This is a genomic window from Kitasatospora sp. NPDC059462 (assembly GCF_042749955.1).
Taxonomy (GTDB): Bacteria; Actinomycetota; Actinomycetes; order Streptomycetales; family Streptomycetaceae; genus Kitasatospora.
Genome location: NZ_JBHYUU010000225.1, coordinates 1 through 11,265 on the forward strand (window position 1 = coordinate 1; position 11,265 = coordinate 11,265).

Here is an 11,265-nt window from a genome sequence, read left to right on the forward strand (position 1 = left end):
GTCGCGGCCACCAGGACGGCGGCGTAGCGCTGTTCGATCTTCTCGACGAACAGCTGGGTGGGGGCCTTGGGGGGGGGGGGGGGCGGCGACCAGGGGGCGGTCCGGGGGCGCGCCGGGGGGGGGGGGGGCCGCGCGGCCCCCCTCCGGGCCGGGCCGCGCGCCACGGCCGGTTCTGCCGCGGCTATTGACGGAATGTCCAACAATGGCGATTCTCGTCACACCGAGTTCGCGGGACCAGACCCCCGCCCTCCGGAGAGCCGCCGTGCCGCGGCGGGGGCGCCGGCCGCGTCGTCGGCCCGCCCGTCCGTCCCTCCGGAACTGGGGTGCCCATGACCCGAATCCCCCACGCACGCCTGCGATTCGCCACCCTGCTCGCCGCGCTGCTCGCCCTGGTCGCCGCCGCCCTCGCCGCCCCGGCACGCGGGGCCGGCGGCGCGAACTGGTGGGACCCGGTCGCCCGGCCGGCGCCCGACGCCGGGATCGGCGTCACGGGCGAGCCGTTCACCGGCACCGACGACCGGGGCCGGGTCCGCGGCTTCGTCGACGCGCACGACCATATTCTCGCCAACGAGGCCTTCGGCGGCCGCCTCATCTGCGGCAAGGCCTTCTCCGAGGCGGGCGTCGCCGATGCCCTCAAGGACTGCCCCGAGCACTACCCCGACGGCACGCTCGCCGTCTTCGACATGATCACCAAGGGCGGCGACGGCCGGCACGACCCGGTCGGCTGGCCGACCTTCGCCGACTGGCCGGCCCACGACTCGCTCACCCACCAGCAGAACTACTACGCCTGGGTGGAGCGCGCCTGGCGCGGCGGCGAGCGGGTGCTCGTCAACGACCTGGTCACCAACGGGGTGATCTGCTCGGTCTACTTCTTCAAGGACCGCAGCTGCGACGAGATGACCTCGATCCGCCTCCAGGCGAAGCTGAGCTACGACATGCAGGCCTACGTCGACCGGATGTACGGCGGCCCGGGCAAGGGCTGGTTCCGGATCGTCACCGACAGCGCACAGGCCCGGGAGGTCGTCCGGCAGGGCAAACTGGCCGTGGTGCTCGGGGTGGAGACCTCGGAGCCGTTCGGCTGCAAGCAGGTGCTGGACGTCGCCCAGTGCAGCCGGGCCGACATCGACCGCGGCCTCGACGAGTTGTACGGGCTCGGGGTGCGCAGCATGTTCCTGTGCCACAAGCTCGACAACGCGCTGTGCGGCGTGCGGTTCGACGAGGGCGCGCTGGGCGCGGCGATCAACGCGGGCCAGTTCCTGTCGACCGGCACCTTCTGGCAGACCGAGCAGTGCACCGGCCCGCAGCACGACAACCCGATCGGTCTGGCACCCGCCCCGGCGTCCGTGCAGAGCCAGCTGCCGCCGGGGGTGACGCTGCCCGCCTACGCGGCGGACGCCCAGTGCAACACCCGGGGCCTGAGCGAACTCGGCGAGTACGCGCTGCGCGGGATGATGCGGCGCGGCATGATGCTGGAGCTCGACCACATGAGCGTCAAGGCGGCGGGGCGGGCCCTGGACGTCCTGGAGTCCGAGGCGTACCCGGGCGCCCTCTCCTCGCACAGCTGGATGGACCTCGGCTGGACGGAGCGGGTCTACCGGCTCGGCGGCTTCGTCGCCCAGTACATGAACGGCGCGGAGGCGTTCAGCGCGGAGGCGCGGCGCACCGACGCGCTGCGCGACAAGTACGGCGTCGGCTACGGCTACGGCACCGACATGAACGGGGTGGGCGGCTGGCCCGGTCCGCGCGGGGCCGGCACCGCGAACCCGGTGCGCTACCCGTTCCGCACCGCCGACGGCGGCTCCGTGGTCGAGCGCGCCACCGCCGGCAGCCGCACCTGGGACGTCAACACCGACGGCGCCGCGCACTACGGCCTGGTGCCGGACTGGCTGGAGGACATCCGGCTGGTCGGCGGGCAGGGCGTGATCGACGACCTGTTCCGGGGCGCGGAGTCCTACCTGACCACCTGGGGCGCCTCCGAGCGGTACCGGTCCGAGGTGAACCTCGCGGGGGGCGCCACCGCCGCGGCGAGCTCGGCCGAGTGGAACCCGTTCACCGACTTCGGGGCCGCCCGGGCGGTCGACGGCAACGCCTCCAGCCGCTGGGCCAGCGACTGGAGCGACGACCAGTGGCTGCGGATCGACCTGCCCGCCACCACCCTGGTCGGCCGGGTCACCCTGGACTGGGAGCGCGCCCACGCCCGGGCCTACCGGATCGAGGTGTCCACCGACGGGACCACCTGGCGCACGGTCTGGTCCACCGCCACCGGTGACGGCGGGCTGGACACCGCGCGCTTCCCCGCCGTCCCGGCCCGCTACGTGCGGATCCACGGCGAGCAGCGCGCCACGGGGTGGGGGTACTCGCTGTACGAGGTTTGTGTCTACCGGGGCTGACGCCGGGCCGGGGTGACGGGTCGCCGGGCCGGGGGGGGGCACCCCTCGGCCCGGCGGCCCGTCCGGCGCTCAGTCGTGCAGCGTCACGCCGGGCAGGGGCAGGCCGGCGGCGTCGAACAACGCGGCTCCGCACGCGCAGGACTCGCCGGCCAGGGTCTCCTCGGGCGGCAGTTCCCAGAACAGCGTCTGCGCGCACCCCGGGCAGTCCAGGCCGACCAGCCTCGTTCCGGATTCCGCGCCCCAGGCCCGGACCGGGAGGTCCTCGTGGGTCAGCCCGGCCGGCTCCCGCTCGCCGGCCGGCGCGACCAGCAGCTCGTAGGCGTCGGTGCCGCTCTCCCACACCAGGAGGGTGCAGCCGAGGTCCGCCAGCACGCCGGCGAGGTGGTCGAGCTGGCGGACCGGGAGGTCACCGCGGCGCAGCGCCGGATCGGCCTCGGCCGCCCGGCGGACGGCTTCGGTGTCGACGCCGACCGGCTCCACCCCGAAGGCCCGTACCCGGGCGGCCACGAAGTCCGCCAGCCGGCCCGGTTCCTCCTCGCCGGTCCAGTCCATCGTGAACATCACGCTGTCGACCGCGGTCCCCCGGGCCCGTTCGTCGGGGGTCAGGACCAGTTCTCCGAGCTGCGTCATGACGATCACGCTATCAACTGCCCGGCGGCGGGCCGTCGTCGCCGGTTCGGGGGTGGTTCGGGGGTGGCCCGGGAGTGGTTCCGGGGCGGCCCGGGGGTGGTGCGGGGGCAGTGCGGCCGGGCTACCGGATGGTCTCGCCGGACTCCCGCACCACCGTCCAGCCGTCGCCGTCCAGCGCGTGGACGGGCGGGCGGGGCCGCACCCAGACATGGGCGAACGGCTGGTCGTAGCCGCCGCAGTCGCCGATCACCACCACGTCCCCCGGGCCCGCGTCCGCCGGCCCGGGGAGGTCGTCCGCGAAGACGTCGCCCTCGTAGCAGTTGGCGCCGAGCAGCCGGTAGCGCCCGCCGCGGTCGCCCGGCGCCGCGGGGAACTCGATCGGGTGCGGACGGCTCTTCACCGTGCGGGCGAGATTGGTGCCGCCGTCCAGCACCAGCAGTTCCCGTCCGTCGCGGGACTTGCGGACCGCCACCCGGCAGACCAGCGCGCCGTGCTCCTCCACCAGGGAGCGCCCCGGCTCGATCAGCAGGTCCACCTCGTCCGGCCCCGGCCCGGCCTGCCGGCACCCGGCGGCGACGGCGGCCGCGTACACCTCCCACGCGCGCCCGGGCACCCCCTGCGGCGGGAATCCCCCGCCGACGTCCACCGTCAGCCGGCCCCCGGCCGTCCGGGCGAGGTCCCGCAGCGGTTCCGCCCAGGACACCAGCGCCTCGCGGTACGTCTCCGGGCCGGACAGGGTGCCGACCCCGATGTGCACGCCCCACACCGGCCGGCCGGCCCGGCCCAGCAGTTCGCGCGCCCGCGTCACCTCGTCCGGCAGCAGCCCGAAGCGCGACCACCGCCCGTCGTCGCCCCGGGTCGCGAGCCGCAGGCCCACCGGCGGCGGGCCGTCGGGCAGGGCGAGCAGGTCGGCCAGTTCGGTCAGCGAGTCGACCTGCACCGGGACGCCGAGCCCGGCCGCGCGGGCCAGGTCCGCCCGGCTCTTCACCGGCCCGTCGAAGACGATCCGCCCGGGTGCGAAGCCGTCCGCCAGCGCGAGGGAGAGCTCCGCGCCCGACACCACCTCCGCCGCCCCGCCCAGCGCCGCCAGCCGCCGCGTCACGGCGGCCAGCGGGTTGCTCTTGTACGAGTACGCCACCGTCAGCCGCGCGAACTCCCGCCTCCAGACCCGCTCCATCTCCCGGTAGCCCGCGGCGAGCGCCTCCAGGTCGAACAGGTAGAACGGTGTCGGACAGCGCTCCGCCACCTCCAGCGCCCCGGCCCGCAGACGATCGCTCAGCACGGCGTGCACCACCTTCCGGCACGGTTCGGTCGGCTGCGAAGCACGATAGGCCAATCCCCTCGGCCTGTCAGTGGCACCTCACGTCGTCGAGGGCCCCCGGGCCGGGGTGACCGGCGGCCGCCGCGTCCGGGGCGCGGTGCGGGGCGGCCTCGCCCGGCACGCCGGACACGCTGCCGCCGGCGTCCCGGTACGGGCGGCACGACAGGCGCGCCATCGCCCCCGGCGGGGCGAACGGGTCGGTGCCGCAGTCCGCCACCGCCGGCACCGTGGTCCGGATCTGCCCCGGCGTTCGCCCGGTCACTGCGCCCGTCGTCCCGGTCGTCCTCCGCGGCCTCGCTCCGCCACGGATGGACCGCTTCCTCGCCCACGCGCCGCGAGGACCGGAGCCGTCGGCTACCGTGGCGGCGCATGACGAACACCGAGATCGAGGTCACCGCGGAACTCGTCCGGGACCTGTTGCGCGATCAGCACCCCGACCTGGCCGACCGACCGGTGCGGTTCGGCGCACGGGGCTGGGACAACCAGCTGTGGCGGCTCGGCGACGACCTGGCCGTGAGGCTGCCCTGGGCGACGGAGTCCGCGGACGCGCTGCTGCGCAAGGAGCACACCTGGCTTCCCGTCCTGGCGCCGGGGCTCCCGCTGCCGGTTCCCGTCCCCCAGCGCCTCGGCGAGCCCTCCGAGCGGTTCCCGCGACCGTGGACCGTCACCACCTGGCTGGCGGGAACGCCCGCCGACCGCGCCCCCGTCACCCGCGCCGCGGAGGCGGCCGACGCCCTGGCGGCGTTCCTGAGCGCCCTCCACCGGCCCGCGCCCGACGGCGCACCCGCCGGCCGTGACCGCGGCGGACCGCTGGCCGACTACGCGGAGGGATTCGCCCGGGCGCTGGCCGCGGCCACCGGGTTCGGGTTGGTCCCCGACCCGGACGCCGTCCGCGCGGTCTGGGAGGACGCCGTCGCCGCGCCCGGGTGGACCGGCCCGCCGCTGTGGCTGCACGGCGACCTGCATCCGGCCAACGTCCTCACCTCGGACGGGACCGTCTGCGGTGTGGTCGACTTCGGCGACCTCTGCGCGGGCGATCCGGCCTGCGACCTCGCCGCCGCCTGGATGCTGCTGCCGGACGGCGCCGCCGACCGCCTCCTCGACGCCTACCGGCCGGCCGCGGACCCGGCGGCCCGGCGCCGGGCCCGTGGCTGGGCGGTGCTAAAGGCCCTCGGTTGCGCCCTCATCGGGGAGGCGGGCGTCCACGGCCGCCCGGGCGGCAAGCCGAGCTGGGGGCCGCCCGCCCGGGCCGCGCTGCGCCGCCTCACCGCGACGGCCCGGCCCTGAGGGCGTGTCCTGCGGATCGGGCCGGGGGAACCCCCGCCGCACGGACTCCGCCGCGGGCTCGTCGGACCTGTCCGCAGGAGATGCCCCGCCCCGCCGTCTCCAGGCGGCGGGTCAGGTCGGCGAAGGCCGCCCGGACGGCCCGGGGGTTCTCGATCCGGGGGAAGTGACCGGCGTCCTCGATCGTGTGGCGCAGCACGTGGGGCCGGTCGAAGTCCACCGCGGCCTGGCAGTACGGGAGGCCCGCCGGCAGCGCCCGGCCCCCGGCCGGCCCCCGGGCGGTGAAGTCCCACGGCGCCGCGGCGAGGGTCAGCGCGCGGGGTCGCGTCGTCCGGCTGCCGGGCGTGGGCGGCGGCCGCCTCGTCGAGGGCGGGGAGCGGGTGCGCCGCCGCCCGGTCGGCGAAGGGGCGGCGCCGGCCGGCGTGCGGCGCACTGCTGACCAGGGCCGCGCCGGCGAGGCGTCCCTCCGGGGCCGGTACGGACAGCAGGAACACCCCGCCGGTGGAGTGGCCGGCCCTGGCCGGCGCGTCCACCTCCTCGTCCCTGGCGGCCCCGGCCTGGGGTCCGAAACAGCCGGTTCCACCGCCCCTCGCTCCGCGCGACGCGGCGCAGCCTGACGCCCGACCCCGTCCGGCGCTCCCGGCGCTCCCGCTGTTCCCCGAGTTCCCGCCCCGTGCCGCCCCGCCCTCGTTCACCCCGCGGCCGGTCCGCCGGTCCGCGGGCCGGCAGTAGCCCGCGGGGCGGCGGTCGGGTCAGAGGATCTGGATGGAGGCGACCCGGGGAGGCCGGTTGGGGAAGCTGATGTCGTGCCAGCGCTCGATCTTCACCGAGTCGCCGTTGACGTCGTAGTAGATCAGGTCGTTGTTGCCCGTGTAGATCCGGTCGATCCACCACCCTCCGAAGTCGGTCCGGCCGGCGTTCGCGTAGCAGTCGACGCTCTCGCGGCCGTCGAGGTGCGAGTAGATCTTGAGGAAGCTCTCGCCGCCGACGCACTCGACGTGGTCGATGGCGTAGGCCGTGCCGCCCGGCACGCCGAGGGTCAGCGCGGCCGCGGCCGCGAACGCCACGACCGCGGAACAGGCGGCCCGCAGGCCTTTCTGGATCATGGGTGCTCCTTCTCCTGGGAGGGCCCGCGCCTGTCGGGGCGGCGGGCCGGGGACCGGGGCCCAAGCTAGCGATCCGCCGTCCCCCGTCCGGCCCCAACACTCCGGATGCGAACCGCACGACCGGAGGACCACTCGATCGTGGCGCCCGCCCCGGCTTCCGTTGACCGTTCACCCTGACGGGACGTGACCACACGTCACTTCTCCGGGCGGCGCGTACTGGGGGAAAGCGGCCGGCTCCCGGGATGACCGGATCCGCGCTTCCTCCGCTGCTGCTCCTGGACGTGGACGGGCCGCTCGTCCCGTTCGGGGGGAAGGGCCCGTACCCGGAGTACGGGGCGGCGGCGGCCGGCGGGAACCCGCTGCTCGCCCGGGTCGATCCCGGACACGGACCGCGACTGGCCGCGCTGCCGTGCGAAGCCGTCCGGGCGACGAACCGGGAAGAGGAAGCCACCACCGACAGGGCGCCGCGGCTCGGCCTACCGGCCCTGCCGGTGGTGCATGGGCGGAAACCTCCAACGCGCATCAACGCGAGGACAGGTGGTGCGGGCTCCCCCGGAAGACCCGAAGCCTGGTGGCCCCCACCCCGGCCCTCCTGTATCCCCTCGCGTCATCCCGCAGCCGCACCGGCGAAGACTTCGCAGTCCTTCATCAAGGGCTGCGGGCCACTTGAGCGCGCGGTGATCCACAGGAATCGACAATCGCTCCCTAGCTTCGTCGATACTGCGATACGTCGGAGCAGTCCTTGATCGCCTTGTCGCTGCTGGCCTTCTCCGCATCCATGGCTGCACTCTCCTGGCGTCTCGCTGCCGGATCGCCAGGATGCCTGTCGGCGAAGTCGGACGACTTGGCCGCAAAGTCGGCATCAGTCGCGTTACTGAGCAGGTCCGAGCGGAGGGTTGCGTCGTTGGCGCTGTCAGCGGCGTTTCGGAGCCTGCCGGCGTACAGGTACATGGAGGCCGGGTAGCCGACCAACAGCAGGTCGCTCGGGGCGGCTCCCACTGCCGCTTCAAACCCGTCGCACGCCTTGATGTCGCCTGCATGCGGGTCCGGATGCCCAGCCAGCTGGTGGAAGCCGAAGAACCCCAGCACGCCGATGAGGACACCGGCAACAGCCAAGCGGAATGCGAGCCTTCTGCCTCTCCCGCCCTCCCGCTCGGCGCGTGCCCCGGCATCCCGATCCCGAGCTCTTGCCATCCGGCCCCCTCGGCCCAGCGATTGTCCCAGCGGAGTCATCCTAGGTGACGAGGCACGGGCGGGCGTGCCAACTGCCATACCCTGCAACGCCTTTGACCAGAGGTCTGCCGTGGCACGCCGCAAGACCCGGGCCTCCGGCCCCTCAAACGAGTCCCTGCGCATCGCGCGGACGATCGTCTCCTACGAGTCGTGTTCGGACTCCGGGGTCCCGCACGCCGTCACCCGCGAGCTGTGGGCCCACGGCATGACGACGCCCTTCGCGGCCGGTGAGCGCGGCTCCGTCGACGTCGCGGGCGTCCGCCGGGTGAACGGACGGGGCCGCCCCGCCGACGCCCGCCCCAACGGTGTCCGTACGCGGTCCGGCCCGGGCTCCAGGGAGCGCGGGCCCGGCCGGAAGGGCGGTTTCCGGTCAGGGTCCCGGCGGGACGGCACGGACGCGGTGGGGCGGGTGGTACCGGTGCGGCGGCGGACGGGGCGGCCGGGGCGGGAGGCACCCGGAGGGGCGGCTTCCGCCCGTCGCGCGAAGGGCCGGGCGGCGCGTACCGCAGGCCTGTGCCGCCGCCCGGCGCGCCCCTACGATGTGAGCGCCGTCGGGCCTGACCCCCGACCCCGTCACTGCCGGCCGACGCCGGGTAGCGCCGGTCCCCTCCCTGAGGGACCGGTCGTCCCGTCGGCCGCCGCCTGCCGGCTCACCCCGGCACGGGCGGAACAGCAGGGCGGGCACCACCGCGCAGGCCGCCCGTGATTCCTCACACCCAAGGGGTATGCCCATGCACGCCGGCACCGCCGTACCACCGGTCAGACCCGTTCCCGCCGACCGCGCGTTCCGCGCCGTCCGCGCCCTGCTGCTCGTCCTCGCCGTACTGGCCGCCCTGGTGGGCGTCAGTCTCCCGGCGGCCGGCCCGGCGCACGCCGCCGTGCCCGACCGCTGGGGCTTCGCGTACCTCGACAACCCGACCCCGCCGCCGTCCTACGTCCCCGACACCAGCCGCCAGTGGGGCAGCTGGCCGTCCCCGGCCGCCAACCCGGTGAGGGTGGACCAGGTCGGCACCGGGTCCTACGTCGTGCACTTCCCGCTGATCGCCGGCCCCGGCGGCATCGCGCACGTGACGGCCGTCGGCCGCACCGGCAGCTGGTGCCAGGTCAGGGGCTGGGCGACGGCGGGCACCGGACAGGACGTCGCGGTCGGCTGCTACCGGCCGGGCGGCGCCCCCGAGGACACCCGGTTCACCGTCCTCTACACGACCAGCAGCGGGGTCCCGGCCCCGGCCGTGGGCGGCTACGGCTACGTCTTCTCGAACACCACCGGCGCGGTGATCACCCAGTACAACTCGACCGGCGGCACCAACGCGGTCGGCTACGGCGGCACCGGCGTCTGGAAGGTCTGGCTGCCCGGCCTGGGCCAGGCGACGCCGGCCGGCAACCTGGAGGTCACCGCCGTCGACGCGGTCAACGGCGCGCGCTGCAAGGTCGGCGAGTGGGCGCCCTCCGCGAGCGGCCAGACCGTCCTGGTGAACTGCTACAACGCCGCCAACGCCCCGTACGACACCCGCTGGACGCTGAGCTACTCGGAGAAGCGGGCCGTGCACGGGCCGGCGCTGCCGCCCAAGTCCTACGGCTACCTGTGGTTCAACGGCGGCGTGCCGGCCGCGACCAACTTCAACTCCTCCGGCCCGCCCAACACCCTGAGCGGGTCCGTCCCCTACACCGTCAACCTGCCGAACATCGCCGTGCCCGCGGACACCGCGCAGGTCACCGCCTTCGGCCCCGGCCCGGACTACTGCGGTCTGGCCACGCCGTGGGCCCGCAGCGCCGGCACGGTGAACCTCTACCCGCTGTGCTTCAACGGCTCCGGCTCGCCGGTCCCGTCCCGCTTCTTCACCGCGTACACCTCGGCGTTCTGACCCGTGTTCCGACCCGTGTTCTGATCCGTGTTCCGATCCGCCGACGGCCGGGCCCGGGCGCCACGCGCGCCCGGGCCCGGTCGCGGTCGCGGTCGGTCGCGGTCGGTCATGGTCGGTCGGGGTCGGTCGCGGGCCGATCCGGTCGCGCGCCGGGTTGGTCCGGATGCCGTCATGGGGGTGCGGCGGGCCGGTCCCGAGTCCACGTTGTGGAGATGGACATCGTCGTCGTACTGGAACCTGACACACCGACCAACATCCGCCTCCTCGGCGCCGACCACCGGCCCGCCGAGCCCGAGATCCCGGTGCGCCGCGCGCACTCCGCCCCCACCGAGGCCTCCGGCGCCTGCGGCCCGCGCACCCTGTGCGGTCTGGACACCTCGGACATGACCCTCGCTCCGCACCGGTCCGTCCACCCCGAACGGCCGCAGTCCCGGGCGCACTGGCACACCTGCAGCACCTGCCGCAACGCCGGGGAGCACCTCACCCCCGACACCCTCCCGGGGGAAGGCCCGGCCTGGTGAACCACCGGACCGGGCGACACGATCCCGGGCCGCGGGCACGGGGAGCACGACGGCAGTGGGGCCGTGCCGGAACACGCCCTAGGCTGACCGGATGACGACCGACCGCACGACCGTGCTCGCCCCGGTGGTCCTGGCCGGGCTCCTGCTCGGCACGGCCGCCTGCTCCTCCGCCGGCGGTACGGACGCCCCGTCCGCCGGCGGGAAGCTCTCCTTCACCACCCTGAAGTCGGCGGTCCGGGACCTCGGTCCGGACCCGGCGTGCCCGTTCGGCCTGGACCTGGCGGGCGCGCTGAGGGCCGCCGGGATCGAACGGGCCGTCACCCCGGCCGCGGGCGCGGACCGGGCGGTGCGGGCGGAGGTCGTGCCGCCCGAGGAGGCCCGGCCGCTGCCCTCCGGCCCGGTGGCGACGGCGCCGGCCCGGCCCGAGAGCGTCCAGGTCTGGTGCTCCTTCACCGCCGGGACGACCCCGGTGGAGATCGGTGTGCTCGCCGCCCCGGCGGAGCGGATCGCGGTCAACCTGGCCCTGCCCTACATCCAGCGGGCCGGCGACCTCACGCCCGATCAGCTCGCCGCCGTCTCCGCCGACCAGCCCTCCCCCGGCCGGGCGAGCACCGCCCCCGGCCGCGGGTCGGTCGCCGTCGCCCGGCTCCCCGTCGCGGACCGCGGCGACCTCGCCCTGCTGGTCAGCCAGGGCACCGAAGCCGCCTCCCCGGACGCGGCGCTGACCGGGGAGCCGCTGCGCACGGTGGCCGAGCGGCTCGCCGCCCAGCTGCACCTCTGACACCCGCCCCGGCGACCGGTCCGGCCGCCGCCCACGCCGCCTCCGAGGACCCCGCCCCCGGCAGCCGACCCGCCTCCTGCCGACCCGCCCCCCCCCCCCCCCCGCCGGCGGGCGCCCCCGGCCACGGGGGCGAT

General features: G+C 75.7%; 10 protein-coding genes. 5 read left to right on the forward strand and 5 right to left on the reverse strand.

All coding sequences use genetic code 11. The features are described from left to right. The first annotated feature begins 329 nt into the window (after positions 1–329). Entirely contained in the window at positions 330–2,390 is a 2,061-nt protein-coding gene (locus tag ACFXAM_RS34215; protein WP_380297262.1) for a discoidin domain-containing protein, read from the forward strand. Positions 2,391–2,459: 69 nt separating this feature from the next. On the opposite strand, the gene ACFXAM_RS34220 is transcribed toward ACFXAM_RS34215, so the two are convergent. The 3 genes from ACFXAM_RS34220 to ACFXAM_RS34230 form a co-directional block, all read right to left on the reverse strand. Further along, positions 2,460–3,020, reverse strand: coding sequence for a hypothetical protein (locus ACFXAM_RS34220; protein ID WP_380297263.1), 561 nt, complete (start codon positions 3,018–3,020; stop codon positions 2,460–2,462). A 121-nt stretch (positions 3,021–3,141) separates the two neighbouring features. Then, positions 3,142–4,302: a hypothetical protein gene (locus tag ACFXAM_RS34225; protein ID WP_380297265.1), complete on the reverse strand. Its 1,161-nt coding sequence runs from the start codon at positions 4,300–4,302 to the stop codon at positions 3,142–3,144. A 67-nt stretch (positions 4,303–4,369) separates the two neighbouring features. Further along, positions 4,370–4,603, reverse strand: a complete 234-nt coding sequence (locus ACFXAM_RS34230) for a hypothetical protein (protein WP_380297267.1) — start codon at positions 4,601–4,603, stop codon at positions 4,370–4,372. 107 nt (positions 4,604–4,710) lie between these two features. Between ACFXAM_RS34230 and ACFXAM_RS34235 the strand changes: the two genes are divergently transcribed. Next, positions 4,711–5,628 (forward strand): phosphotransferase, encoded by a 918-nt coding sequence (locus ACFXAM_RS34235; protein WP_380297268.1) that lies wholly within the window; start codon positions 4,711–4,713, stop codon positions 5,626–5,628. Positions 5,629–6,377: 749 nt separating this feature from the next. Here the strand turns inward: ACFXAM_RS34235 and ACFXAM_RS34240 are convergent. Both ACFXAM_RS34240 and ACFXAM_RS34245 read right to left on the reverse strand, forming a co-directional pair. Further along, positions 6,378–6,731, reverse strand: a complete 354-nt coding sequence (locus tag ACFXAM_RS34240) for a beta/gamma crystallin domain-containing protein (protein WP_380297269.1) — start codon at positions 6,729–6,731, stop codon at positions 6,378–6,380. 705 nt (positions 6,732–7,436) lie between these two features. Next, the gene (locus tag ACFXAM_RS34245) at positions 7,437–7,820 is read right to left on the reverse strand and encodes a hypothetical protein (protein ID WP_380297270.1); all 384 of its coding nucleotides are present in this window, start codon (positions 7,818–7,820) and stop codon (positions 7,437–7,439) included. An 875-nt stretch (positions 7,821–8,695) separates the two neighbouring features. Here ACFXAM_RS34245 and ACFXAM_RS34250 point away from each other — a divergent pair. The 3 genes from ACFXAM_RS34250 to ACFXAM_RS34260 all read left to right on the forward strand — a co-directional run bounded on the left by ACFXAM_RS34250 (position 8,696) and on the right by ACFXAM_RS34260 (position 11,131). Continuing rightward, complete coding sequence (locus ACFXAM_RS34250) at positions 8,696–9,829, forward strand: hypothetical protein (protein WP_380297271.1); 1,134 nt, start codon at positions 8,696–8,698, stop codon at positions 9,827–9,829. 212 nt (positions 9,830–10,041) lie between these two features. Beyond that, positions 10,042–10,350 (forward strand): hypothetical protein, encoded by a 309-nt coding sequence (locus ACFXAM_RS34255; protein ID WP_380297273.1) that lies wholly within the window; start codon positions 10,042–10,044, stop codon positions 10,348–10,350. A 91-nt stretch (positions 10,351–10,441) separates the two neighbouring features. Continuing rightward, the gene (locus ACFXAM_RS34260; protein WP_380297275.1) at positions 10,442–11,131 is read left to right on the forward strand and encodes a hypothetical protein; all 690 of its coding nucleotides are present in this window, start codon (positions 10,442–10,444) and stop codon (positions 11,129–11,131) included. Positions 11,132–11,265: the final 134 nt, after the last annotated feature.

What these genes read in the sequence shown, in the direction of transcription:
- ACFXAM_RS34215 (WP_380297262.1), top strand. Translation starts at nt 330, where the DNA reads ATGACCCGAATCCCCCACGCACGCCTGCGATTCGCCACCCTGCTCGCC.
- ACFXAM_RS34220 (WP_380297263.1), bottom strand. Translation starts at nt 3,020, where the DNA reads ATGACGCAGCTCGGAGAACTGGTCCTGACCCCCGACGAACGGGCCCGG.
- ACFXAM_RS34235 (WP_380297268.1), top strand. Translation starts at nt 4,711, where the DNA reads ATGACGAACACCGAGATCGAGGTCACCGCGGAACTCGTCCGGGACCTG.
- ACFXAM_RS34240 (WP_380297269.1), bottom strand. Translation starts at nt 6,731, where the DNA reads ATGATCCAGAAAGGCCTGCGGGCCGCCTGTTCCGCGGTCGTGGCGTTC.
- ACFXAM_RS34250 (WP_380297271.1), top strand. Translation starts at nt 8,696, where the DNA reads ATGCACGCCGGCACCGCCGTACCACCGGTCAGACCCGTTCCCGCCGAC.
- ACFXAM_RS34255 (WP_380297273.1), top strand. Translation starts at nt 10,042, where the DNA reads ATGGACATCGTCGTCGTACTGGAACCTGACACACCGACCAACATCCGC.
- ACFXAM_RS34260 (WP_380297275.1), top strand. Translation starts at nt 10,442, where the DNA reads ATGACGACCGACCGCACGACCGTGCTCGCCCCGGTGGTCCTGGCCGGG.